We start from the raw sequence: 24,980 nt of genomic DNA, 5'->3' as shown, positions 1-24,980 counted from the left end.
GACATCCGCGAGCCGCTCCCCCGTCCGGCGTTTGAGGACGAGGCCCGTTGGGGCCGAAGCGGGGGTCTGGGGGCCGCAGGCCCCCCAGGAGGCGGGATCGGAAAGGGGTGGAGCCGCTGGGGGCTGGGCGGAGCCCCTGGGGGCTCAGAACAGGCTCAGCAACGCCTCCGCCGGATCCGTCAGCCCGTTCTCCCCGTCCGGCAACGGGAGTTCGAACCACACCGTCTTGCCGCGTGGGGTGCGGCGGGAGCCCCAGGCCGCGCTGAGGAGGCCGACCAGTTGCAGGCCTCGGCCGCCCTCGTCCGTGTCGCGGGCGCGGCGGCGGCGGGGTTGGACCAGGCCGGAGTCCCAGACCTCGCAGACCAGCGTGCGGTCCAGCAGCAGCCTCAGCCTGATCTCGCCCTCGCCGTAGCGCAGGGCGTTGGTGACCAGTTCGCTGACCAGGAGTTCCGTGGTGTCGACCAGGGGTTCCAGGTCCCATGACAGGAGTTGGCCGCGGGCGTACTCGCGGGCGCGGCCCACGCTGCGCGGCTCGCGCGGCAGCGTCCAGTCGCCGACCGACTCGGCGGGCAGGCCCTGGACGCGGGCCATCAGCAGGGCGATGTCGTCCTCGCCGTGGTGGCTGTCGAGGGTGTTGAGGACATGGTCGCAGACGTCCTCCAGGGGGCTGGAGGGGTCGGTGAGCGCACCCACGAAGGCTTGCAGGCCCTCGTCCAGGGGGTGGTCGCGGGACTCGACCAGTCCATCCGTGTAGAGCGCCAGCAGCGCACCCTCCGGCAGCTCGACCTCCACCTCCTCGAACGGCTCCCCGCCCACACCCAGCGGCATGCCCGGCGGCACGTCCAGCATCAGCGCCGCCTCGCCTGGTTCGACCAGGACCGGCGGCAGATGACCGGCGTTGGCGAAGGTGCAGCGGCGCGTGACGGAGTCGTAGACCGCGTAGACGCAGGTCGCGAGGTACACCTCGGACAGGTCCGCCTCGCGGGGGCGGCGGGCCGCGCGGGTGGCCTGCTGGACGCCGCCGGGGGCGCCCAGGCCGCGCGCGATCTCGTCCAACGCCGAGAGGACTTCGGCCGGTTCGAGGTCCAGCAGCGCCAGCGTTCGGACGGCCGAACGGAGTTCGCCCATGGCCACGGCCGCGCGCAGCCCTCGGCCCATGACGTCCCCGACGACCAACGCCGTGCGGTGGCCGGGGAGTTCGATGACGTCGAACCAGTCGCCGCCCACCTCGCTCGGGCGGTCCGAGGAGGAGTTGCCCGGCAGATAGCGGCAAGCGATGTCCAGGCCGGACGCGACCGGGTCCCCCGGCGGGAGCAGGGACCGTTGCAGTATCAGCGCGCGCTCGTGCTCGCGCCGGTACAGGCGGGCGTTGTCGATGCAGACCGCGGCACGCGCGGCGAGTTCGACCGCCAGATCACGGTCCCGGTCGCCGAACGGCTCGCTGCCCTTCGTACGGGCGAACTGCGCCAGTCCTACGACCGTGTCGTGGGCGACCATCGGCACGGCGAGCGTGGACTGCACGAGGCCGCCCTCCTCGCCGGGCACATACTGCGGCCGGGCGGTGCGCAGGGCGTCCGCGCAGGGCGAGTTGAAGGGGTAGTGGTGCACGGCGCCGACCGCGACGGCGGCGCCACCGCCGACGAAGGGCGCGTCGGAGACGGCACTGGCGAAGGCGACGCGGCGCAGTTCCGCGCTGCCGTCGGCGAGACCGGGCGGGGTCTCGTCGCCGGCCAGCAGGCCCTGGTAGAGGTCGACCGTGGCCAGGTCGCAGAAGCCGGGGACGACGACGTCGAGCAGTTCGCGGGCCGTGGTCTCCAGGTCGAGGGAGTTGCCGATGCGGGCACCCGCGTCGTTCAGCAGGGCGAGATTGCGCCGGGCCGAGGCGGCCTCGCGGGCCGCGGCGCGACGGGCGGTGATGTCGGTTCCGAGCCAGGCGATGCCGATGGGGCGGCCGCTGCCGCTGTGCACCCGGTAAAGGTTGATGGACCAGTGACGGCGCTCGTCGGAGCCGGGCAGAAAGCCGGTGACGTGCATGTCCGTGATGGAGTCGCCGCTCTCCAGGACGCGGCGCAGGGTGGCCACGACCCGGTCGGCCTCGGCGCGGGGCAGATAGGCGTGGACGTCTCGGCCGCGGTGGTCGTCAGGTGTGCCGCCGAAGAGGGAGGCGAACCGGTGGTTGACGCGGCGGACCTTCAGTTCGGGGTCGATCAGCACGAACCCGAACGGAGATTGACCGAATATCGACTGCGAGGCGGCGAGGTCGGTCTCCATCCGGCGCAGGGTGCGGACGTCGACGACGATGCACACGGCGGCCTTCTCGCCGTCCTCGGTCCGCGTCGGCATGACGTACACCTCGGCGAGACCGTCCTTGCCGCGCCCGCCCTCGGCGCCCTCCGGCGCCCGGAAGGGGACCACGCCGGTCCACTCCCGCCCGTCCAGGATCTCGGCCATCTTGCGCTGGCCCCGCTCGCGCAGGTCCGGGTCGATGAACGCCTCTATGGGGTCCATGCCGACGGCACGCTCGGCCGGGATGCCGAAGAGCTGCTCGGCGCGCAGGCTCCACTGGTCGACGAGGCCGTCGGGGCCGATGGAGAAGGACGCGACCTTGATGTAGTCGTAGATCGAGCCGGGCGGACTGCTCTGCCAGACGGCGTCGCCGGGGCGGAACTCGTCGGAGGCCTGTGTGTCGCGGGATGCCTGTGCGCCCTGCGAGGCCTGTGTGCCGTAACCCCGCTGCCCCACGGCCCTCACCCTCGCGCCGTCCGACGGGTCCTCGGACTCCGTGGCCTTCGCTGGTATCTCGCTCACGCGAACCGTCCCCTCCAGCTCACCGCGTCCGGCACCGGTCACCGGCAGCGGCTGCCCGCAGTATCCAGCACTACGGCCCCGCACAACACGGTGTTCACGATCACAGCACGTTCCCGATGGTTTTCGGTCCCGGCCGTGGAAACACTTCCAGTCTTCTAACCAGCGGACACGCAGTCGAATCACGGGGCGCGCCAACTGCCACTGGCCTGAACCATTCGTTCGACAGGGCGGGGGCGGGCGTACACCACGTCAGGGGGTCACTGCGGCACCGCGAGTTCGAACCACACCGTCTTGCCCGTGTTCCGCCCCGGCTTGGTTCCCCAGCGACGCGAGGAGTGCGCCACGAGTTGGAGTCCGCGGCCGCTCTCGTCCTCGGGATCGGCGACGCGTTCGAGGGGTGGATCGGGGAGAGGGTCGGAGACCTCGACCAGGAGGACGCCGCCGAGATCGACGGGGCGTACCAGGCGTACGCCGATGGGCCCCGTCGCGTGCCGCAGGGAGTTGGTGACCAGCTCACTGACCAGCAGCGCCGTGATGTCGGTGAGGGTGTCCAGGCCCCAGTCGCGCAGCCGGCCGCGAACGGCGGCACGAGCGGCACGCACGGCACCCGCCTCCGCGGGAAAGGTCCACTCGGCGCAGCCGTCTTCGGAGTCGATCACGCCGATCACTTCCCGGGCCAGCGGATTCCCCATGTCCGGTTTCATGGGGTTAATGGGCACATACCCGATATTCGGTAGGCAGTACCGCACGAGGGATCCGGTGACTCAACTACCCCCGCCTGGCCCAGGCAGACCCGCCCAGGGACTCGGACAGCCCCGCCTCCGGGTTCAGTCGCCTCCCGGCCCCAGCCGACCGGCCACCTCCCGGACCGCCGGCACGTCCTGGTCCAGCCAGTCCACGTCCCAGAGTTCCCCGGGCGCCAGCCAGCGCAGCGCGTCGTGGTCCTGGAGGGGCTTGGGTTCGCCGCCGCCGGGGAGGAGGCGGGCCATCCACACATGCAGGACGTACGGTGACTTCAGGGGCCACTGCCCCGGTACCCGCTCGACCACCTCGGCGTCCACGCCGAGTTCCTCCCGCAGCTCCCGCACGAGCGCCGCCTCGGGCGTCTCGCCGGGTTCGACCTTCCCACCGGGCAGCTCCCAGCGCCCGGCCAGCTCCTCGGGCGCACTGCGCCGCGCCGCGAGCAGTCGGTCCCCCTCCAACAGCGCGGCCCCGACCACGATCCGTTCCGTCATGCGCCGGAGCCTACGGGAGCGACACCTCAGTGGTCGGCGCTGTCCCCGTTCTGCGCGATCTGCTCGACCCAGTACAGCTGCTTGTGCCCACGGTCATCGAGGCTGTCCGCGATCTTCTGGGCCTCCGCCCGGGTCGCGTACCGGCCCACGCGATAGCGGTTGCCGTTGTCGTCCTGCCGAACGACGAGCCAGGGAAGAGTGATCGTGCTGTCGTTCATCGCGCCCCACTGCTCCTTCCCGCCCACGACCGCCCGAGTCCCTCCCCCAGCCTTCGGCCGGGGGGACCCCCGTCTCGCTTCGCTCGCGGCCTGTGCCGTGCCCCGCCCGCTAAGGAAACCGCAATCCGCATATGCCCGAGCCTACGCCTAACCTTTACGCAGCGAATACGGCTTTTCACAAAGAGGTACGCAACCAGCCAAGTCGCAGGGGGCGCACGGCATCGAATGCGCCGTGCGCAGACGTCGATGCATCCGGTCACGGGCATATCGAACACGCCGGTCACGACCTGCGAAAACGGCCAGAATCCAACGGCGTTGGGGAGGGCGGGAGTTGAGGCTGGGCCGACGGCAACTGCCGTTGAGGTGTGCGCTACTTCACGAACGAGTGCGCTACTTGACCGGGAGGTGGTACGAGACTCGGTAGCGGTCCGCCGGGATCACCACGTCCGCCGTCTCCACGGGGCGGCCGGACGCGTAGTACGTGCGCTGGATGACCAGCACCACATGGCCGGGGACACCGCCCAGCGCCAGCAGTTCCTCCGCCAGGCCGGGGCGGGCGCCCACCTCCTCCGTCACGTTGTCCACGACGACGTCGATGGCCGCCATGCGCTCGACGACGCCCATGCCGCCGAGCGGGCCCTCCTCGGGCAGCATCACGGGCGTGCGGCCGGTGACGGCGAGGGGCTCCCAGGACGTGGAGAGCATCATCGCCTCGCCCGCGTCCCGGAAGACGTACCTCGTGCACATGACGCGGTCGCCGGACCGGATGCCGAGCCGCTCTGCGACGGCGACGCTCGCCTCGGCCTGCTCGCTGTTGGACTCCCAGGTGCCGCGCGTCTCGCCGTCGGCCTGCTCCTGGCGGAAGGGGGTGGCACCGCTCGGCGGGCGGAAGCCGGAGCGGGAGATCCGGCGGGGCACGGGGCGCTCACGGACGTATGTCCCGGAGCCGGAGCGGCCCTCGACCAGCCCCTCGGCCATCAGCACCTTGCGCGCCTCCAGCGCGACGGTGTCCGAGACGCCGTACTCCTCGCGGATCCTGGCCTGGGACGGGAGGCGGGTGTGCGGTGGCAGCGAACCGTTGACGATCTTCTTGCGGAGATCACCCGCGACGCGCAGGTACGCCGGCTGCTCACCGAAAGTCACTGGCCGCTCCCATCAGGTTGTACAGACAGCAACAGCGTGGCAACCGTGGGTTGTCTCACGCAAGCAAAGGCCAGAGAATCACTCGATGTGATGACTTGTGCCTGCGGAGGGCTTTACGCAGGCACTTTCTCCCCGCTATAGCCGCGCTCACACCTCGATGCCGGCCGCGCTCCCGCTGCCCTCCCCGCTCTCGGAGTCGTCCTCGTACGTCGGCGCCGTGGTGTCCAGGCCCAGAGCCTTGCGCGCGGTGATGGTCGTGGGGCCGTCGACGTACTCGTAGCCGTTGTCGTAGTGCGTGTAGTACGTGTCCGCGTCGGTGGCCGCGGCCGCTCGCGCCCAGTCCTTGCGGGCGTCCTGCATCTCCTTGATCAGGCCGGCGACCGGTCGCTCGGCACCGGCCGGCCAGGTGTGCCCGCGCAACGCCTCGATCTGTTCGCCGAGCTCCGCGTGGACGTCCTTCGCCCAGGCCCGGTTCGCCGCCAGGTCGTCCTCGGGGTATTCCTCGGGCTCCTCGTACAGCGCGGTGTCGATGGCGTTGGTCGCGGAGAGGAAGGCGATCTGGTCCGCGTCGAGGGTCGTGGAGTCGCCGCGCAGCGAGCCGGTCAGCCTGCCGTTCTCCGCCGTGCTGCCGAACAGGCAGGTGATCTCGCGGTCACCGATGCGCCAGCTCTGCCGGGACGGGACGAGGTAGTAGACGTCCACGTCGTCCGGTACGGCCCAGGTGTCCATGGCGTAACCGTCCTGGAGCGCATAGCACTTGTCGTCCGCGGTCCGCTCGATCTCGTCGTCGCCCGGGAAGGAGCCGCCCGGCAGCGTGACGACGGCGAACACCTCGCCGTCGTGCTCGCGGGCGCAGGGCACCTCGTCGACGTCGTAGGCGTCGCCCTCCAGGTTGCCGGTCGGCGTGTCGAAGCAATCGCCCTTGGCGAGCGCGTAGGCGGTGCCCTGGCCGCTCGCGGCATCCCGGAAACCGTCCCAGAAGTCGGAGGGGGAGCCGGTGGACAGCGTCAGCGCCCACAGGGCGAGCCCGACGCAGGACAGCACGGAACCGGCGATCGCCATGCCCTTGCCTCGCTCGCCCTTCTTCTTGATCTGCGCCAGCGCGATCAGCCCGAGCACCAGCCCGACGGCCGGCACGAAGCAGAGGATGCCGAGGACGAGGGCGCCGATGGCGACGCCGTTGACGGGCGCGGGGCGACCGTAGGGACCGTAGGGGTGGTACGGGTAGGCGTACGGTCCCGGGGCACCGGGTGCGCCGTAGGGGTACGGCGACTGCGGTGGGTACTGGCCCTGCGCGTACGGCCCTTGGGGCTGCTCCGGGGGACCCTGTGGCTGCTGGGGTCCGGAGGGCGGAGGTATGGACACGGGTACCGTGCTCCTGGTTCAGGCGGCGATGCCGGGCGGTGGGAACTGGCGTACGACTGGGCGAATGGTAGGGGCGGGGCGGGACGAGGGGGGACGTAATGGGGGTCACGAATACGACGATCCTGGCGGTCAATGGGTTGTCCGTCCGGTGGGCGGGGGCGGCCGGGCCCTCGGGGGCTCCTCAGGTTTCGGGGGCTTCCGACGGCGGCACGGTGTTCTCGGCGGCGGGCGTGTGGCCGTTGCTCGCGTTCCTGGCGGACGGGGCCGGCGGTGCGGCGCGCGCGGAGCTGGCGGACGCGGTGGGGCTGCCGGCGGGCGAGGCCGCGGGCGCGGCGCGGGAGCTGCTGGGCGCGATGGCAGCGATGCGGGGGCTGGACTCGGCGCTCGGGTTGTGGACCAGGCGGACGCTGGAGCTGCGGGAGCGGTGGGAGGCGGGGTTGCCCACGGAGGCCCACGGGGTGCTGACGGGGGACGCGCGGGCCGACAAGGGTGCGCTGGACGCCTGGGCGGTGAAGCGGACGGGTGGGCTGATCGAAGAGATGCCCGTCCTGCTGGACGAGGACCCCGAGCTGGTGCTGGCGAGTGCGCTGGCGTTGCGGGCGGAGTGGCTGCGGCGCTTCCGGGACTTTCCGATGACGCCGGAGGCCGGGCCGTGGAGCGACCGGACGCTGCTCGGACTGCACCGCCGCAGCGAGTTGCTGGACCGGGTCGGGGTCGCGGACACACCGGCCGGTCATGTCACCGGGCTGAAGGTGCTGGGCGACAACGCGATCGACGTGCATCTGCTGCTCGGCGAGGAGGGGATGACGGCCGGGCAGGTGCTGGGGGCCGGGGTGGACGTCCTGGCGGGCAGGCACCCGGTGGTGCCGGGGCCGCAACTCCCTTACGGCGATGCGGGACCGGGACTGAGGGTGGTGAAGGAGCGCAACACCCGCCCGGTACCGCCGACGCTGGACGTAAGGACGGTGGCGTTCGGCATGAGCACGCACCACGACCTGCTGGCGCTGCACCGCGTCTTCGGCCTGACGACGGCGATGGACACGGGCCGTGGTCACTTCCCCGGCGTCAGTGGCTTCCCGCTCGCCGTCGGGTCGGCTCGGCAGTCCGCGATGGCGCGGTTCGGTGCCCTGGGCTTCCGGGCGGCCGCGGTGACGGCTGTCGGGGCCGCCCCGGGGAGCGCACCCGCCGCTCCCCGTTGGGTGACCACCAGCGTCCGGGCCTCCTTCGACCGGCCCTTCGGCTTTCTCGCCCTGCACCGCCACACGCGGCTCGTCCTCGCGGCCGGCTGGGTCACGGACCCGGTGCCGTACCGCGAGGACGAGGAGGACTACCGCCCCTGACTCAGGGTCAGAACTGGAGCGCCCAGGCGTCGATCCGCCCGGTGTCGATGTTCGCGTTGTCGCTCACCCGCAGTTTCCACGTGCCGTTGGCGGCCTCCGACGAGGCGTTCACCGAGTACGTGGTGTCGATGTTGTCCGCACTGCCGCCCGTGCCGTACGACTTCAGCGTGTACGCCGTGCCGTCGGGGGCGATCAGCTGGACCTGGAGGTCGCCGATGTACGTGTGGACGATGTGCACCTCGACGGCCAGGGCCGAGGGCGCGTTGCCGGAGACGCCGGAGACCGTCACCGGGGACTCGACCGTGGAGTTGTCGGCGATCGCGTAGTCACCGGTGTTCTCGAAACGCGGGCCGGGCGGGGTGGTCGTGCCGCCGCCGACGTAGAGGAGCCGGTTGGGCGAGCCCGTGCCGGGGCTGGTGACGACGCCGGTCGTGGCGGCGGACGTCAGGGCCGAGGCGACCTGGGACGGGGTGGCCGAGGGGTTGGCGGCGAGATAGAGCGCGGCCGCGCCCACTACGTGCGGGGTCGCCATCGACGTACCGGAGATGGTGTTGGTCGCCGAGTCGCTCGTGTTCCAGGCCGAGGTGATGGACGAGCCAGGGGCGAACAGGTCCAGGACCGATCCGTAGTTGGAGTAGCTCGCGCGCGCGTCGCCGCTCGTGGTCGCGCCGACCGTGATCGCCTCGGTGACGCGTGCGGGCGACTTGGTGGAGGCGTTGGTCGACTCGTTGCCGGCCGCGACGGCGAAGGTGACGCCGGAGGCGATGGCGTTGCGTACGGCCGTGTCGAGGGCGGAGTCGGCGCCGCCGCCGAGGGACATGTTGGCGACGGCCGGCTTCACCGCGTTCTGGGCGACCCAGTCGATACCGGCGACGACCTGGTCGGTGGTGCCCTCGCCGGAGTTGTTCAGCACCCGGACGCCGACGATCTTCGCCTTCTTGGCGACGCCGTACGACGACCCGGCGACCGTGCCCGCGACGTGCGTGCCGTGGCCGTGGCCGTCCTGGGCGGTGTTGTCGTTGTCGACGGCGTCGTAGCCGTAGGAGGCACGGCCGCCGAAGTCGCTGTGGGTGATGCGCACGCCGGTGTCGATGATGTACGCGGTCACGCCCTGCCCGGCCGAGTCCGGGTAGGTGTACGAGCTGTTCAGCGGCAGGTTCTTCTGGTCGATGCGGTCCAGGCCCCAGGAGGGCGGGCTGGTCTGGGTCGCGTCGATGCTGAAGGTGCGGTTCTGGACGACGGAGGCGACGGCCGGGTCGGCGGCGAGCGCCTTGGCCTCGGCCTGGGATGCCTCGATCGCGTAGCCGTTGAGGGCCTTCTTGTACGTCCGCTCGATGTCGGCGCCGTACTTCTCGACCAGGGCGCGCCCGGACTTGGAGCCCGAACGGGCGTGGTCCGCCTTGAGGTTCACGATGTAGCTGTCGGCCACGGCGTTGGCCGCGCCCGCGTACTGGATACGGCCCTCGGGAGCGGCCGCGGCGGGGAGGGCGGAGACCAGGCCCGCGGTGAGGGCCGCGGTGGCCGCGACGCTGAGGGCTGCCAGTCTTCGCCGGGTGTCTCTTCGGGAGTTACGCATCACTGCCATCTGAGGGGTCCTCCTCGATTGGTGGTGCGCTTGTGGGGGCGACACGAAGCGGACAGGAACATGTCAACTTCCTGTGCCGTTCCTGTGTGTCAGCCGAAAGATTGAGGCCTGCACAGGAATTGCACAAGGGCCCTGCACGGCGAACTCCGCCCACACGACGGGGAAGACGGCCCCACCGCGCAGATCAGCCCCGCGGCCTGGACGGCGTATGCCGACGTCGAGGCGCCGGCCGCCCGCGCCCGAGGGCGGGCAGCCGTGCGGGCGCTGCGCCTCGGTCGGGTGGCCGTCGGCTCACCGGCCTCGTTCGTTCCTCGCCTGCTCCCGCGGTTCGGGGTAAGCGCCCTCAGTCTTCGAACCCCGTTGCCCGCGTCGACTTCTCCCACGCCGCGATGTCTTCGCGGACCTGGTCGAGGTGGCCGAGGACCGCGGAGACGCCGTCGTCGCCGAGAGGCAGGCGCAGCGGCGTGCGGTCGGCCTCCAGCGCGGCCAGGATGAGGGCCGCCGCCTTCGCCGGGTCGCCGGGCTGGCTGCCGTCGCCGCCGGAGACGAAGCCGCGGGTCTCGCTCACCTTGGGGTAGAGGCCGCTGTCCGCGCTGGCCCCGGCCCGGCCGGTCTCGAACAGCGAGGTGCGGAACGAACCCGGCTCGACGATCAGCACCTTGATGCCGAACTCGGCGACCTCGTCCGCGAGCCCCTCGGACAGGCCCTCCAGGGCGAACTTCGTTCCGCTGTACGCCGAGAAGCCGGCGAAGGACATCTGCCCGCCCATGCTGCTCATCTGCACGATCGCGCCGGAACGCCGCTCGCGCATGTGCGGCAGCACGGCACGGGTGAGCGCGACCGGCCCGAAGACATGCAGGTCGAACAGCTCGCGCAACTCCCGCTCCGTCGTCTCCTCGAAGGCGCCGACGTGAGTGCGGCCCGCGTTGTTGACGAGGATGTCGATCCGGCCGTGCCGCGCGATCACATCCCGTACGGCGGCCTCGGCGGCCCCCGTGTCGCCGACGTCCAGCCGCAGCGCCTCCATCTGATCGGGGTGGGCGGCCACGAGATCGTCCAACCCTTCGGGCCGCCGTACCGCACCCACGACCACGTCACCGTCGGCGAGGACCGCTTCCGCGACCGCCCGCCCGAAACCGCTGCTCGCGCCGGTGATCAACCACACCTTGTTCATGACAGCTCCTCGGGATTGCGGTAGCCGCATCGGCTTGTGCGGACCAGCCTCCGACCGGAACCGGTTGCCCGTCCAAGACCTTCGGTGATAACCGAAGGTTATGACGATGGACGTGCATGTACGGGACCTGCGCTACTTCACGACGGTTGCGGAAGAACTGCACTTCACCCGAGCGGCCGAGCGGCTGTACGTCTCCCAGCCCGCGCTCAGCAAACAAGTACGGTCGCTGGAGCGGCAGCTGGGCGTGGAGCTGTTCCGGCGAGACCGGCAGGGCGTGGCCCTGACCGAGGCCGGCATGGCACTGCTGCCGCATGCGCGGCGGGTGCTGGACGCCTGGTCACAGGGGTCGGCGGCGGTGGAGGCCGCCCGGGCGGCGGCACGCGGCACGCTGGTGGTCGGCATGAGCACCAGCCCGGGCCGCGGCGGCCTGCTCCCGGCGGTCCGCTCCCGCTTCACCGCCGCGCACCCGGACACGGTCCTGCGCCTGCGCCAGGTGAGCTGGGAGGACCCGACGGCGGGGTTGGCCGGCGGCGACGCGGACGTGGCCTTCGTCTGGCTGCCCCTGCCCGACGCCGAGCGCTACGCCTGGACGGTGGTCGCGCAGGAGCCCCGCCTGGTCGCTCTCCCGGAGTCCCACCCGCTCGCGGCCCGTGCGGAGATCGACTTCACGGACCTCGCCGACGAGCCGTTCCTCGCCCTGCCGACGAGTGCGGGGCCGTTGCGTGACTACTGGCTGGCGCTGGAGGAGCGGCAGGGCCGGCCGCCACGCGTCGGGGCGGAGATCGCGAGCACGGAGGAGACGTACGAGGCGCTGGTCGCAGGCCTCGGCATCTGCCTGGTGGCGACGGGCAACGCCCCTCTGATCACCCTGGGTGGGGTGGTGACGCGTCCGGTGCGCGGGCTCTCGCCGAGCCGTTACGCGCTGGCCTGGCGCAAGGAGGACGCGGGGCGGCCGCTGGTGCGGGCGTATGCGCAGGCGTGCCGACAGGTGCCGAGATCGGCGGAAAACGAGACATAGCATCACCTTCCCGTCAACTTCCCGCCAACTTCCCTCCCGTACCCCTCACTTACTCCAGCGAGGCCCCTGTCATGGCAGACAGCGAGCCGCCGCCCTCCCCCACGCCCTCCCCCTCGCCGTCACCCGGACTCCTGCCAGCTGTGCGGGGCCCGGAAGCCCGGTGTGCGTTCCAGGCGGCGCCAGCCCGCCGGGCTGTCGGGGCAGTGCGCCGCGGCGGAGTCGGGCTGGGTGGCGGCCCGGGCGAGGAGGACCGCGGTGAGGGCCGCGATCTCCTCGGCGCTCGCCTGGCCCCTCTCGACGCGGAGTTCGGCGGCTGCCGCGCCGGCCGGCGCGCTCACTGGGGCGGATTGCCGTGCTTGCGCGACGGCAGGTCGGCGTGCTTCGTACGCAGCATCGCGAGCGAGCGGATCAAAATCTCGCGGGTCTCCGCCGGGTCGATGACATCGTCGACCAGACCCCGCTCGGCCGCGTAGTACGGGTGCATCAGCTCGGACTTGTACTGCTTGACCATCTCGGCGCGCTTGGCCTCGGGGTCGTCGGCCGCGGCGATGTCGCGCCGGAAGATGACATTGGCCGCGCCTTCCGCGCCCATCACCGCGATCTCGTTGGTCGGCCAGGCGAAGGTCAGATCGGCGCCGATGGACTGGGAGTCCAGCACTATGTACGCGCCGCCGTAGGCCTTGCGCAGGACGATCGAGACCCGGGGGACGGTGGCGTTGCAGTACGCGTACAGCAGCTTCGCGCCGTGCCGGATGATGCCGCCGTGCTCCTGGTCCGCCCCGGGCAGAAAGCCCGGCACGTCGAGCAGAGTCACGATCGGGATGTTGAAGGCGTCGCACATCGTCACGAAGCGACCGGCCTTCTCCGAGGCCGCGATGTCCAGCACCCCGGCCAGCGTCTGCGGCTGGTTGGCAACGATGCCCACCACCCGCCCGTCGAGCCGGGCAAGGCCGCAGACGATGTTCCGGGCCCAGCGCTCGTGGACCTCCAGCCAGTCGCCGTCGTCGACGAGCTCCTCGATCACCTTGTGCATGTCGTACGGCTGGTTGCCGTCCTGCGGCACCAGGTCGTAGAGCGTGGACGTGAGCCGGTCCACCGGGTCGTCCGAGGGGTGGACCGGCGGGTTCTGCCGGTTGTTGGAGGGCAACAGGGAGAGCAGGTAGCGCACTTCCGCCAGGCAGGTCTCCTCGTCCTCGTACACGAAGTGCGCCACCCCGGACGTCGTGGCGTGCACATCCGCGCCGCCCAGAGCGTTCTGGGTGAGCTGCGCGCCGGTGACGGCGCTGACCACGTCCGGGCCGGTGATGAACATCTGCGCGGTCTCGCGCACCATGAACACGAAGTCCGTCAGCGCCGGCGAGTACGCCGCGCCGCCCGCACACGGGCCGAGCATCACCGAGATCTGCGGGATCACCCCCGAGGCACGGGTGTTGCGCCGGAAGATCCCGCCGTAGCCGGCCAGCGCGGAGACGCCCTCCTGGATCCGGGCCCCGGCCCCGTCGTTGAGGCTCACGAGCGGAGCGCCCGCCGAGAGGGCCATGTCCATGATCTTGTGGATCTTCGCGGCGTGCGCCTCGCCGAGCGAGCCGCCGAAGATCCTGAAGTCATGCGCGTAGACGAAGACCGTCCGGCCGTCGACCGTGCCCCAGCCGGTGATCACGCCGTCCGTGTACGGCCGCTTGTGCTCAAGACCGAAGCCGCTCGCCCGGTGCCGGCGCAGTTGCTCCACCTCCTGGAAGGAGCCGGGGTCCAGCAGCAGCGCGATCCGCTCCCGGGCCGTCAGCTTCCCTCTGTCGTGCTGCGCCCGGGTCGCCCGCTCCCCCGGGCCGGCCTCGGCCTGCGCCCGGATCCGAGCGAGTCCGGCCAGGTGCTCACCGGTCACCTCGCCGGTCACCTCGTCGGTCACGGACATGGTTCCTCCTCAACTCTCCTCAGCCGGCGTGCGCGTGCGCGCCCCGCTCGGCGGCGGCCAGGCAGGCGCCCGTCCCCGAGCACAGGGCCGCGAAGCGGCGGTCCACGTAGACCGCCGGCGCCCCTTTCCCCTCGACGTGCACGGACTGGACCTCGCCGAGCAGGATGATGTGGTCGCCCGCGGGGTAGCGCTCGTGAACCGTGCACTCGACGACCGCGAGCGCCCCGTCGAGCACGGTCGCTCCCCTTGGGGTGCGGATGAACTCCCCGCCCGCGAACTTGTCCGCGGACTTGCGCGCGAAGCGCATCGCCAGCTCGGTGTGGTCCTCGCGCAGCACACTCACCGCGAACTCGCCGCAACTGTCGAACACCGGGAAGGAGTTGGCCGTACGGGCCAGGCAGACCAGCGCGAGCGGCGGCTCCATCGAGACGGACACGAACGAGCTGGCGGTGAAACCGTGCGGGACTCCCCCGCGGTCGTGGGCGGTGACGAGCGCCACCCCGGCGGGCACCCGGGCCATGGCGTCCCGGAGCATTCCCTGGTCGGCGGCCATCTTTGACTCCTTAGGCGAGGCAGGTGGGCAGCCGCCCACCGTTGTAGGCGACCAGCTCCGCGAAGATCTCCATGGCGTCGCGCGCGGGCCTGCCCAGCAGCTCCTCGTGAGCCCGGTGCAGGTTCGCGACGAGGCGCTCCGCGTCCAGCAGGTCGGCGAAGACGCCGAGGTCCGCCTCGCGGGCGGCCTGCAGCGGCGTCAGCCCGCTGTCGGCCGCCTCGGCGGCGAGGTGCTGGACCCAGCGCAGATAGTCCCGGTTGGCGTCGAGCACCTCGGGTCCGGCCACCGGGCCGTGCCCGCCGACGACCACCTCGGGCTCCAGCTCCGCCAGCCGGTCGAGCGCGGCCAGCGTGCCGGAGACCGAACCGAAGAGCACGAACGGGGTGACGCCCGACATGACGATGTCCCCCGCGAACAGCACCCGCTCCTCGGGCAGCCAGACCACCACGTCGTGGTCGGTGTGCGCGGGGCCGACGCGGATCAGTTCGGTCCGTCGCCCGCCGACGTGCACGGTGAGGTGGTCGCGGAAGGTCACGGTCGGCGGCGTCACCTCGATCTCGCCCCAGTCGACCCGCGGCCAGAGCCCGGTGAGGGCCAGGCCCGTCGTCACCATGGCGGTCCGCATGTCCTCGTGCGCGATGATCTGCGTCCCCGGCGGGAAGACCTGGTTGCCGAACGCGTGGTCGCCGTGGAAGTGGGTGTTGACCACGGTACGGCCCGGGCCCGCGGCGAGCTTGTCGACCGTCTCGGCCAGCCGCCGCGCCCTCGGGATCGTCGACAGCGTGTCGACGACGAGGGCGCCGTCGCCGCCCACGACGATGCCCGCGTTGCTGACACACCAGCCGCCGGGGGCCTGCTCGTAGGCGTAGACCCCCTCGGCGACCTCATGGACCGCGGCCGTCACGGCGCCGGCCTGGCGGCAGCGGAAGCGGCAGCGGAAGCGGCAGCGGAAGCCCCAGCCGCGGCGGCGGCCGCGTGGCTGAGCGTGGCCCGGCTGTTAGCGCCGAGCGCCTCACGCAGATAGGCGCGGGCGTCGGCGACGGTCCTGCCCTCGCCCAGGACCTCCTCGATCCGGGTCGGGTCGATCGCCACGGTGTGGCGGGCGGTGACCGTGTCCTTGTCGCCCTTGTCGAAGAGCCAGGCGCCGCTGTGTCCGGAGAGCAGGGCGGGCGGGACGAGCTGCTTGTACACGATGCTCTCGCCGGGGAAACAGAGGCGGATCGAACGAGTGGTGTGCGTACTGCCGTCGGCGGTCACGGTCTCCATGGTCATGTCCTGGACGCCGGGGGAACCGGCGCCCGCCGCCTCCTCGGTCAGTGTCACCTTGCCCACGTGCGGCAGCCGGTCCGGCCACAGGTCGCTGCGCTCGATGAAGGCGTAGGCGTCGTCCGCGGACGGCACCTGAAGCGTGTCCTCGAACGTGAACAGGAGCTCCTCGACCGGGTGTCGCTGCTCCGCGAGCCGGGCCAGCGCGGCCAGCTCCTTCTCGCTGTTCGTGTCCAGCGCCGCGCGCAGTCCCGGCAGGGCGGCTTCGTCGACGGCGGCGAAGTCGTGGGTCAGCACGACCTCGGTCCCGTCGCCGTCGCCCCGGAACTCCCAGCTCCCGCCCATCGAGGCGATGGGCGCCTGGGTGCGCTCCTGCCGGAACGTGACCCGCAGGGCGTCGGGGTCCAGCGTCCGACGGGACGTCCAGGTCTTGACCTGTCCGGCCACGCTCGCCCAGATCTGGAAGCGTTCCGTGCCCTGGCCGCGCTCCAGGATCCGTACGTGCACCGCGGGTTCGAAGACGGCCGGCCAGAGCTCGGCCCGCGCGACCAGCTCGTACAGCCGTCGCGCCGGGGCCGGGGTCCTGAAGGTATGGACCACCCGGTGTTCCTCCGGCCGGCTCATGCTGCCTCGGCCAGCGCGCCGTTGACCAGGTCGAGCAGCTCACGAGGGGTGTCGACGCGGCCGGCGACATCGTCGGGTATGGCCACGTCGTACCGGCTCTCGAGCCGCGCCGCGGTCTCCATCAGGGCGAGCGAGTCGTAGCCGATGGTCTCGAAGCGGGTGTCGAGGATGTCGCCGGACAGGTCGGTTCCGTCGGTCTCACCGGCGCATTCGATGAGGATGCGGCGCAGGTCGTCGATGGTGAGCAGAGTTGCCATTGCGGTCTCCAGTTCTCGGTGTCGCCAAGGCGTCTGTCGCTGAGGCGTCTGTCGCTACGAGGTCGGTTCTGTACGGCGCAGGACGACCGCCGAGTTGAAGCCCCAGCGGCCCCTGGCCAGGACCAGGGCGGTGTGCAGGGGCGCGGTGCGCGGTTCGCCGAGCACCAGGTCGATGCCGTACTCCTGCGGTACGGAGCGCACACCCGCGGTCGGCGGGATCACGCCTTCGCGCAGGGACATCAGGGCGGTGACCACGTCGAGCGGTCCGCCGCCGGAGTAGAGCCGGCCCGTCGTCGTCTTCGGGACGGTGACGGGCACGCCGTGGCTGCCGAACACCTGGCCGATGGCCCGGGCCTCCGCGGCGTCCAGCTCGGGTACGCCCGCGCCGTCGGCGAACACGACGTCGACGTCCTCGGGGCCGAGCCCGGCGTCGGTCAGGGCGAGCCGGATCGCGCGCTCCAGGCCCGGGGGCCGTCCGGAGCCGGGGGGCGGGTCGAAGGTCGAGGCACAGCCCGCGAGTTCGCCGTACGTCTCGTGCCGGCCCCGGGCCTCGGCCGCGGTGCTGTCCTCCAGGACGAGGATGGCGCCGCCCTCGCCGGGGACATAGCCGGCCGCCTGCTCGTCGAAGGGCAGATAGGCGCGGGCCGGGTCGGTGGCGGTGCTGACCCGTCCGCCGGCGAGCTGCGAGACCCAGCCCCATGGGTCGAGTGCCGAGTCGACCCCGCCGGAGACCACCAGCGGGGTGCCGCGGCGGATCGTGCGGCGGGCGTGGGCGAGGGCGTCCAGGCCCCCGGCCTGCTCGGCGACCAGGGCACTGCTCGGGCCGCGCATGCCGTGCCGGATGGAGATCTGGCCGGTGTTGACCGCGTAGAACCACGCGAAGGACTCGTACACGCTGACCGACTTGGGGCCCTCGGTCCACAGCTTGCGGAACTCCCGGTGCGTGAAGTCGAATCCGCCGCAGGCGTTGGCCGTCACGACGCCCATGTCGTAGTCGGTGAGCGACTCCGGGTCGGCCTTCGCGTCCTGGAGCGCCCAGGCCGCGGCGGTCAGTGCGAGCCGCGTGGAGGGGTCCGTCTGCGGCAGCACCCGGCCCGGGACGTGGTCCGGCGCGTGGAAGTCGTCGATCTGGCCGGCGAGCGTGGCCGGGTACCGGCTCACGTCGAAGCGGGTGACCGGGCCGAGGCCGAAGCGGCCGGCCAGCACGGCCGCCCAGTACTGCTCCAGGCCGAGACCGTTGGGTGCGACGACGCCGATTCCGGTGATGTGGATGCTCATGCGACCGCCCCCGCAGCCTCGGCGCTGCGCAGGACCATGGCGCTCTGGAAGCCGCCGAAGCCGCTGCCCACGGTGAGGACCGTCCCCAGTTTCCGCTCCCGCGCCTCCAGCGGGACATAGTCGAGATCGCACTCCGGGTCGCTGGTGTGCAGGTTCGCGGTCGGTGGCACCACGCCGTGTTCGAGGGCGAGCACGCTGGCCGCGATCTCCAGCGAGCCGATCGCGCCGAGCGAGTGGCCGACCATCGACTTGATGGAGCTGACCGGGGTGCGCCGGGCGTGATCGCCGAGCGCGCGCTTGTACGCCGCGGTCTCGTGCCGGTCGTTCTGCCGGGTGCCGGAGCCGTGGGCGTTGATGTAGTCGATGTCCGTGGCGTCCGTGCGGGACTCGTCGAGAGCGACCCGGATGGCCTCGGCCATCTCGCGGCCGTCGGCCTTCAGCCCCGTCATGTGGTACGCGTTGCAGCGCGTCGCGTACCCCGGTATCTCGGCGTGGATGTGGGCGCCGCGGGCCAGCGCGCTGTCGTAGTCCTCCAGGACGAACATCGCGGCTCCCTCTGCCAGTACGAAGCCGTCGCGCGTGCCGTCGAACGGCCGCGAGGCGTGCTCCGGGTCGTCGTTGCGCGACGTCGTGGCGCGGATCGCGTCGAAGCACGCGACGACGATCGGGGTGATCGGGGTGTCGGCGGCCCCCGCGACCATCACGTCGGCGCTGCCCTCCTCGATCAGCCGCACCGCGTGGCCCACGGAGTCCAGGCCCGAGGTGCAGCCGTTGGAGACCATCGCGACCGGGCCCTCGGCGCCGACCGCCCAGGCCACTTCGGCCGGCATGACGCTGGGCACCAGGTAGTCGAACATGTGCCGGGACAGCCAGGCGGCGTCGACCTCCCAGTCACGGCCGGAGTCCGACAGCAGCAGATACTCGCGTTCCAGGCTGGTCGCGGCGGCCACGGCGCTGCCGAGGCTGACCCCGACCCGGGTGGGGTCCAGGTTTTCGAATTCGAGCCCGCTCGCGGTGACGGCCTCCCGGGCACAGGCCACGGCGAACTGCGAGGCCCGGTCCATCCGGTCGAGCTCCCGCGGGCCGAAGCCCTCGGCGACCGGGTCGAAATCGGCTTCCGCGGCGACCTGCGAACGGTACGGCGAGGGGTCGAAGAACGAGATCCGGCGCGTCGCCGTCCGCCCCGAGGGGAGCAGTTCCCAGAACTGCCGCGTGCCGTTCCCGCCCGGGGCGCGGACGCCGACGCCCGTGATGACGACTCTGCGCTTCAATCCGAACAGCTCCTTCGATGAGTTCGTCCGGTGGTCCTCGTCATCGTCGGCCCCGTGGCTCGAAAGCGGCTCGAAGGCCGATACGGCCCTCCTCGATGCCGGATCCACCGGCGCCGCGTCCCAGCCGCGCCCCAATCCCCTTCGACCGTCGCTCGAGCCCGGCGCCCAAGGCTGGGCAGGTGAGGGACACGAATCAGGGAGAGGGACACATGGCCACGCAGGGCTCGAAGGTCGCACTGGTGACGGGCGCAACCAGCGGTATCGGGCTGGAGATCGCCCGACGGCTCGGTAAGGAGGGGTTGCATGTCTTCGTCTGCGCGCGTGGCGAGGAAGCGCTGCACACGACGCTGAAGGAGCTGCGCGAAGAGGGGGTGGAGGCGGACGGCCGGACCTGCGACGTCCGCTCGGTCGCCGAGATCGAGGCCCTCGTGGCGGCGGTGGTCGAGCGCTACGGTCCGGTCGACGTCCTGGTGAACAACGCGGGCCGGCCCGGCGGCGGTGCCACGGCCGAGCTCGCCGACGAGCTCTGGCTCGATGTGATCGACACCAATCTCACCAGCGTGTTCCGGGTGACCAAGCAGGTCCTGAAGGCCGGCGGCATGCTCGAACGGGGAACCGGCCGGATCATCAACATCGCCTCGACGGGCGGGAAGCAGGGCGTGGTGCACGCCGCGCCGTACTCGGCGTCGAAGCACGGCGTGGTCGGTTTCAGCAAGGCGCTCGGCCTCGAACTGGCGAGGACCGGCATCACGGTGAACGCCGTCTGCCCCGGATTCGTCGAGACGCCGATGGCCGCGTCCGTGCGCGAGCACTACTCGGAGATCTGGGAGGTGTCGACCGAGGAGGCCTTCGACCGGATCACCGCGCGCGTCCCGATCGGCCGGTATGTGCAGCCGTCCGAGGTGGCGGAGATGGTGGCGTATCTGATCGGGGACGGGGCGGCCGCGGTCACCGCGCAGGCGCTGAACGTCTGCGGCGGCCTGGGGAACTACTGACGGCCGGCGGCGCGTGAACGCGGTGGAGCCCCTCGCAGGCTGCGAGGGGCTCCACCGCGTTCACCGGCCGGTTCCTACGCGAGCACGTGATCACCGTTGAGAATCTCCATATGCATGCGCTGGATTTCGGGTGTCGGGTCCACCCCCAGCTCATCGGAGAGAATCTGCCGGAGATTTCGGTACGAGGCCAGCGCCTCCGCTCGCCTGCCCACCCGGTAGAGGGCTCCCATCAGCTTGGCGTGCAGGGTCTCGTTGAGCGGATGGGAAATTACCAGGGACCGCAGCTCCGGAATCATGGGCCCTATCCTGCCCAGCCGCCAATTCGCGTCGATGCGGAGCTGTACCCCGAAGAGCCGGAGCTCTTCCAGATGAGCGATATGACTTTCGAGTACCCGGCCGCACGGCACGGTGGACAGCGCCGGGCCGCGCCATAGATCCAGTCCCGAGTTCAGCGACGCGAGCGCCTCCTCGGGACGGTTCTCCTCAAGCAGTCGGCTGCCCGTGCGGATCAGCCGCTCGACGATCGTGACATCGAGCTCGTCGTCGTCGATCAGGGCGAAGTAACCGGGCGGCCGGGTCAGGACCAACTCCCGTTCCGCGCCTGTCACCTGGTGCTCCGCCAGCAGTCGGCGGGTGTGGTAGACGTAGGTCTGCAGTGTTGTCATGGCGCTGCGCGGCGGATCATCCGCCCACAGTTCCTCGATGAGCACCCCCGAGCCCACCACCTCATGCCGCCTGAGCAGCAGCAACGCCAGGAGCTGGGTCGCTTTCGAGGATTTAAGCGGAATTAGCCGCCCCGCGTCAGTGATTACATGGACATGCCCCAACAGATTGAATCTCATCCTGCGCCCCCGTCGAGATTCTCCGTTTTCTTAGGGGCGACAATAACAGGCCTACTTGACACACTTCAATGTGGTTGGCGTCACAAGAGATCATTTACTTGTCCAAATGTAAATCAGCGCAGCGAGCTGCGCTGATTCACATTTTCCGGCTTTTCTACGGGGAAACAGGAGCCGGCGCCTCCGAATTCACAGAATCGGAAATTCCCGATCCGGCCATTTCCTCGGCGGAGTCCTCGCGCCGGAAGAGCCGGTGCGGCCACCACATCCACCGGCCGACATCAAGGGTGAGCGCGGTGACCAGCACCGACCGCACGATCATGGTGTCGAGCAGGATGCCCACCGCCACCGTGAAGCCGAGTTCGGCGATGAAGACCAGCGGCAGCGTGGCCAGGGCGGCGAAGGTCCCGGCCAGCACCAGTCCGGCCGCGGTGATCACGCCACCGGTCGAGGTGAGGCCCTTGAGCGCGCCCTGCCGGGTGCCGAACCGGTTGCTCTCCTCCCTGATCCGTGTGACTAGGAAGATGTTGTAGTCGACGCCCAGGGCAACCAAAAAGACGAATACCCAGAGCGGGAAAGCGGAATCGGCCCCCGCGAAGTCGAAGACGTGGTTGAAGAAGAACGCGGCGAGACCGAGCGCCGTGAAGAAGGACAGCACCACGCTCGCGATCAGCAGCAGCGGGGCCACGAGCGCCCGCAGCAGCAGCGCGAGGATGCAGAACACCACCGCGAGGATCACCGGAATGATCAGGCCGCGGTCGCGGCTGGACGCCTCGCGCATGTCGTGCACGACGGCGCTGCTGCCGCCCACCATCGCCTCCGCCCCGTCCAGCCGGCCGAGGCTCTCGCGGGCCGCGGTGACCGCGTCCATGGCCGCCGGACTGTCCGCTCCGGAGCTGAGCGTCACCTCGACATAGGCCAGCCCGTCCTTGACCTGGGGCTCCGCGACCTCGGTGACGCCGGGCACCTTCTGAAGTGCGCCACGTACCTGGGCCGCCGAGGAGTCCTTGGCGATGACGACCATCGGCTCACCGGAACCGGCCGGGAAGTGCCGGGCGAGGATCTCCTCACCCACCACCGACTCCGGCTTGGTCTTGAAGCCGTCCTTCTGCTGCAACCCGTCGGCGTTCAGGGTGAGGGCCAGTGTGGCCACCGCCCCCAGCACCAGGCTGGTGATGACCCAGACCCCACGCGGGCGGCCGGAGACCCCCCGGGCGACCCGTGTCCACACGCCCCGGGTGACATCGGGCTCCGTACCGTGCTTCGGCCGGGCCGGCCAGAAGATCCAGCGTCCGAAGATCACCAGCAGGGCGGGCAGCAGCGTCATCATCGACAGCAGGCCGACCAGCACGCCGACGGCGCAGACCGGGCCGAGGCCCTTGGTGGAGTTCAGCGCGGCCAGCAGCAGCACGAGCATGCTGATGGCGACGGTGGCGGCGCTGGCCACGATGGCGGGACCCGCGCGGTGCAGCGCCCCGGCCATGGCCTCGTGCCGGTCCTCGTGCCGCCGCAGCTCCTCCCGGTAGCGGGCGACCAGCAGCAGCGCGTAGTCGGTGGCGGCGCCGAGCACCAGCACCGTGAGGATCATCGCCGTCTGGGCGTTGACCGTGAGTCCCGCGTTCTTGGCCAGCAGGTAGATGATGGCCTGCGAGATGACCAGGGACATGCCCGCGGAGATCATCGGCAGCAGCCAGAGCAGCGGACTGCGGTAGGTGATGACGAGGATCGTCACGACGATGAGGAAGGTCGCCAGCGTGAGCTTGAAGTCGGCGCTGCTGAAGGACTCCGCGGAGTCGGCGGCATAGCCGGTCGGGCCCGTCACATGGACGCCGAGACCGTCGGGCGCGTTGGGCTGCGCGGCCTTGCGCAGATCCTTCGTGGCCTCGTTGAGCCCCTCCCAGCCCTCCTTGCCGAGGTGCACGTTGACCACGGTGCGCAGGGCCTTGCCGTCCTTGGAGCGCACCGGGCCGTACGGCTCGCCCACCACGTTCTTGCCGTCCGCGAAGTCCGCCGCGTCGGCCCGGGCCTTGGCCTCGTCGGCCGCCGTGATCCCGGACGAGCGGTCGTAGACGACGATGGCCGGACTCGTGTCGGCGGGCTGGAACTTCTCGGAGAGCTTGAGCACTTCGGTCGATTCCGCGTTGCCGGGCAGCCAGGCTGCGGCGTCGTTGGACTCGACGTCGCCGAGCTTGCCGGCCAGCGGCTGGAGCACGATCAGCAGACCGATCCAGCCCACCAGCACCAGCCACTTGACCCGGCGCCCACCGGGCCAGGCCAGCAGTTTGCGTGTCATCTAAAAACCCTCTTCCTCACGAGGCTTGGGCGGCAGCCGGAAGGCCAGCGCGAAGGACACCGCCAGCAGTCCGATCACGATCCAGAGCGTGCGGACCATCGCGGTGCTGAAGTTCTTGGTGTGGGCCGTCTGCCAGGCCCGCGCCGTGGCCTCGGCCAGCTCCGGCCGGGCCTGCTGGATGTTCCGGCAGCTGTCCGGTGTGTGCTCGGAGTCCTTCTGGCTCGCCGATTCCCTCAGGCACACCCGCAGGTCGGCGAGCAGCCGGTCCTGCTCGGCCGAACTCGCCCCGGCGGCGGCGAGTTCGGACCGGGTCCGGCTCTCGCCGTCGGCGACGCTCGCCGTGGCCTGGGAGCCGAGCAGTCCGAAGAACAGCGTCGCGAGCACCGCGACGCCGACCGCGAAGCCGAGTTGCTGGACCGCGGTGAGGACCCCTGAGGCGGTGCCGGCCTCCTGCTTGTCGACGTCGGCCAGGGCGATGTCGAAGAGCAGACCGATCATGATGCCCATGCCGAGTCCGGCCACGGCGATGCCGGGCACGAGCTCCCAGCTGGTCAGCCCGCCGGCCTGGTCCCCGATGGTCAGCAGCATGATCAGAACGCCGAGCGCCATCACCACGAGCCCGCCGTGCAGGGCCTTGCGGCCGAACTTCGCGCCCAGCACCGCGCCGGTCAGGATCGCGCCGACGACCAGGAACACCGACCAGGGCATCATCGTCAGCGCCGCCCGGGTCGGGCTGAAGCCGAGGCCGATCTGCAGATGCAGGCCGAGCAGCAGCGACATTCCGGAGATGCCGGTGAAGAACACCAGCGCCACCGCCAGTCCCGCGGCGTAGCGGGACCTGCGCAGCAGGCTGAGCTCGATGAGCGTGGCACCGCCGCGCTTCTCCTGGCGCAGTTCGTAGGCGACGAAGGCGGCGAGCACGGCCGCTCCGGCCGCCATCAGCACGAACGTCCAGGCGGGCCAGTCGCGTTCGCGCCCCTGGACGAGCGGGAAGATCAGCAGGGTCAGGCCGAGCGTCACCAGCAGCATGCCGCCGACGTCGAACTTCGGCCGCACCGGTGCCTTGCCCTCGGGCAGCAGCAGCACCGCACCGATGACCACGGCCGCGCCGATCGGCAGGTTGATCAGGAAGACGGACCGCCAGCCCGTGCCGAACAGGTCGGCGTCGACCAGGAATCCGGCGATGATCGGGCCGAGCACGGCGCCCAGCCCGATGGCGGGCCCGAACGCGCCGAACGCCGCCGCCGTCTCCTTGGGCGGGAACATCTGTTTGATGAGGCCGAGCCCCTGCGGAATCATCAGCGCGCCCAGCCCGCCCTGCAGGAAGCGAGCGGCGATGAGCATCTCGGAATTGCCCGCCACCGCGCACAGCACGGAGGCCAGGGTGAATCCGACGGCGCCGATGACGAACATGCGCTTGCGGCCGAAGATGTCGCCCAGTCGTCCGCCGACCACGAGCAGGACGGCGAACGCGAGCGTGTACCCGACGGTGATCCACTGGATGACGCTGAGGCTGCCGCCCAGATCCGCGCGGACCGCGGGCGCGGCGATGTTCATGACCGTGCCGTCGAGTAGGTCCATGATCTCGGCGCCGAGGATGACCGCCAGCGCGGCCCAGCGGCGCGCGTAGGCCGGGGGCTCGGCGGCGGCTGCGTCCGGCCCCGGATCCTGCTCGGACACCAGCGCCGTCGGAGGCGCCGCGGCCCCGTCCGGCTCGTCTGCTTCAACGGAACTCATGGCATCCCCCGAGGTTCTCGACAATAGGTCCACGAACGACCACCGTTCTATAGTGGAACGGTGGTCGTG

General features: G+C 71.0%; 22 protein-coding genes. 3 read left to right on the top strand and 19 right to left on the bottom strand.

All coding sequences use genetic code 11. The annotated features are described in order from the left end of the window. Positions 1-144: 144 nt before the first annotated feature. The 6 genes from AB5J49_RS30900 to AB5J49_RS30875 form a co-directional block, all read right to left on the bottom strand. Positions 145-2,808 carry a SpoIIE family protein phosphatase gene (locus AB5J49_RS30900; RefSeq protein ID WP_369172148.1) on the bottom strand — a complete coding sequence of 888 codons (2,664 nt, stop codon included), beginning with the start codon at positions 2,806-2,808 and terminating at the stop codon, positions 145-147. Between the two features lie 257 nt (positions 2,809-3,065). After that, positions 3,066-3,512, bottom strand: coding sequence for an ATP-binding protein (locus AB5J49_RS30895; protein ID WP_369172147.1), 447 nt, complete (start codon positions 3,510-3,512; stop codon positions 3,066-3,068). Positions 3,513-3,635: 123 nt separating this feature from the next. Then, positions 3,636-4,043: a (deoxy)nucleoside triphosphate pyrophosphohydrolase gene (locus AB5J49_RS30890; protein WP_369172146.1), complete on the bottom strand. Its 408-nt coding sequence runs from the start codon at positions 4,041-4,043 to the stop codon at positions 3,636-3,638. Positions 4,044-4,069: 26 nt separating this feature from the next. Next, complete coding sequence (locus AB5J49_RS30885; RefSeq protein WP_369172145.1) at positions 4,070-4,261, bottom strand: SPOR domain-containing protein; 192 nt, start codon at positions 4,259-4,261, stop codon at positions 4,070-4,072. A 390-nt stretch (positions 4,262-4,651) separates the two neighbouring features. Next, on the bottom strand, positions 4,652-5,404 hold the full coding sequence (locus AB5J49_RS30880; protein WP_369172144.1) for a GntR family transcriptional regulator: 753 nt from the start codon (positions 5,402-5,404) through the stop codon (positions 4,652-4,654). Positions 5,405-5,551: 147 nt separating this feature from the next. Then, complete coding sequence (locus tag AB5J49_RS30875; RefSeq protein WP_369172143.1) at positions 5,552-6,769, bottom strand: DUF4190 domain-containing protein; 1,218 nt, start codon at positions 6,767-6,769, stop codon at positions 5,552-5,554. Between the two features lie 98 nt (positions 6,770-6,867). On the opposite strand from AB5J49_RS30875, the gene AB5J49_RS30870 reads away from it, so the two are divergent. Then, positions 6,868-8,109: a serpin family protein gene (locus AB5J49_RS30870; RefSeq protein ID WP_369172142.1), complete on the top strand. Its 1,242-nt coding sequence runs from the start codon at positions 6,868-6,870 to the stop codon at positions 8,107-8,109. 7 nt (positions 8,110-8,116) lie between these two features. Here the strand turns inward: AB5J49_RS30870 and AB5J49_RS30865 are convergent, their stop codons facing one another. Continuing rightward, on the bottom strand, positions 8,117-9,694 hold the full coding sequence (locus AB5J49_RS30865; RefSeq protein WP_369172141.1) for a S8 family peptidase: 1,578 nt from the start codon (positions 9,692-9,694) through the stop codon (positions 8,117-8,119). A gap of 343 nt (positions 9,695-10,037) precedes the next feature. After that, positions 10,038-10,868: an oxidoreductase gene (locus AB5J49_RS30860; RefSeq protein ID WP_369172140.1), complete on the bottom strand. Its 831-nt coding sequence runs from the start codon at positions 10,866-10,868 to the stop codon at positions 10,038-10,040. 100 nt (positions 10,869-10,968) lie between these two features. Here AB5J49_RS30860 and AB5J49_RS30855 point away from each other — a divergent pair, with 100 nt between their 5' ends. Then, the gene (locus tag AB5J49_RS30855; protein ID WP_369172139.1) at positions 10,969-11,886 is read left to right on the top strand and encodes a LysR family transcriptional regulator; all 918 of its coding nucleotides are present in this window, start codon (positions 10,969-10,971) and stop codon (positions 11,884-11,886) included. A 119-nt stretch (positions 11,887-12,005) separates the two neighbouring features. Here the strand turns inward: AB5J49_RS30855 and AB5J49_RS30850 are convergent, their stop codons facing one another. The 8 genes from AB5J49_RS30850 to AB5J49_RS30815 are packed head-to-tail and all read right to left on the bottom strand — an operon-like array spanning position 12,006 to position 19,182. After that, complete coding sequence (locus AB5J49_RS30850) at positions 12,006-12,224, bottom strand: acyl-CoA carboxylase subunit epsilon (protein WP_369172138.1); 219 nt, start codon at positions 12,222-12,224, stop codon at positions 12,006-12,008. Next, positions 12,221-13,798, bottom strand: coding sequence for an acyl-CoA carboxylase subunit beta (locus tag AB5J49_RS30845; RefSeq protein ID WP_369172137.1), 1,578 nt, complete (start codon positions 13,796-13,798; stop codon positions 12,221-12,223). The genes AB5J49_RS30850 and AB5J49_RS30845 overlap by 4 nt, the downstream gene beginning before the upstream one ends. Before the next feature lie 19 nt (positions 13,799-13,817). Next, the gene (locus tag AB5J49_RS30840; RefSeq protein WP_369172136.1) at positions 13,818-14,351 is read right to left on the bottom strand and encodes a flavin reductase family protein; all 534 of its coding nucleotides are present in this window, start codon (positions 14,349-14,351) and stop codon (positions 13,818-13,820) included. Positions 14,352-14,361: 10 nt separating this feature from the next. Then, a complete protein-coding gene (locus AB5J49_RS30835; protein ID WP_369172135.1) occupies positions 14,362-15,255 on the bottom strand; it encodes an MBL fold metallo-hydrolase in 894 nt (297 codons plus the stop codon). Then, a complete protein-coding gene (locus tag AB5J49_RS30830) occupies positions 15,252-16,241 on the bottom strand; it encodes an aromatase/cyclase (RefSeq protein WP_369172134.1) in 990 nt (329 codons plus the stop codon). Before AB5J49_RS30830 ends, AB5J49_RS30835 begins: the two co-directional genes overlap by 4 nt. Next, on the bottom strand, positions 16,238-16,498 hold the full coding sequence (locus AB5J49_RS30825; protein ID WP_369172133.1) for an acyl carrier protein: 261 nt from the start codon (positions 16,496-16,498) through the stop codon (positions 16,238-16,240). Before AB5J49_RS30825 ends, AB5J49_RS30830 begins: the two co-directional genes overlap by 4 nt. A 54-nt stretch (positions 16,499-16,552) precedes the next feature. Then, a complete protein-coding gene (locus tag AB5J49_RS30820) occupies positions 16,553-17,776 on the bottom strand; it encodes a ketosynthase chain-length factor (RefSeq protein WP_369172132.1) in 1,224 nt (407 codons plus the stop codon). Continuing rightward, on the bottom strand, positions 17,773-19,182 hold the full coding sequence (locus AB5J49_RS30815) for a beta-ketoacyl synthase (RefSeq protein WP_369172131.1): 1,410 nt from the start codon (positions 19,180-19,182) through the stop codon (positions 17,773-17,775). Before AB5J49_RS30815 ends, AB5J49_RS30820 begins: the two co-directional genes overlap by 4 nt. 74 nt (positions 19,183-19,256) lie before the next feature. On the opposite strand from AB5J49_RS30815, the gene AB5J49_RS30810 reads away from it, so the two are divergent. Next, complete coding sequence (locus AB5J49_RS30810) at positions 19,257-20,042, top strand: 3-oxoacyl-ACP reductase (protein WP_369172130.1); 786 nt, start codon at positions 19,257-19,259, stop codon at positions 20,040-20,042. A 74-nt stretch (positions 20,043-20,116) separates the two neighbouring features. Here the strand turns inward: AB5J49_RS30810 and AB5J49_RS30805 are convergent, their stop codons facing one another. From AB5J49_RS30805 to AB5J49_RS30795, 3 genes are all read right to left on the bottom strand, one after another. Next, positions 20,117-20,884 (bottom strand): BTAD domain-containing putative transcriptional regulator, encoded by a 768-nt coding sequence (locus AB5J49_RS30805; protein ID WP_369172129.1) that lies wholly within the window; start codon positions 20,882-20,884, stop codon positions 20,117-20,119. A 154-nt stretch (positions 20,885-21,038) separates the two neighbouring features. Then, a complete protein-coding gene (locus tag AB5J49_RS30800) occupies positions 21,039-23,174 on the bottom strand; it encodes an MMPL family transporter (protein ID WP_369172128.1) in 2,136 nt (711 codons plus the stop codon). After that, positions 23,175-24,911, bottom strand: coding sequence for an MFS transporter (locus AB5J49_RS30795; RefSeq protein WP_369172127.1), 1,737 nt, complete (start codon positions 24,909-24,911; stop codon positions 23,175-23,177). Positions 24,912-24,980 lie beyond the last annotated feature (69 nt).

This window comes from Streptomyces sp. R28 (genome assembly GCF_041052385.1).
Classification (GTDB): Bacteria; Actinomycetota; Actinomycetes; order Streptomycetales; family Streptomycetaceae; genus Streptomyces.
Note: the sequence above shows the minus strand (reverse complement) of the source record. Positions and strands in the feature narration are given on the sequence as shown.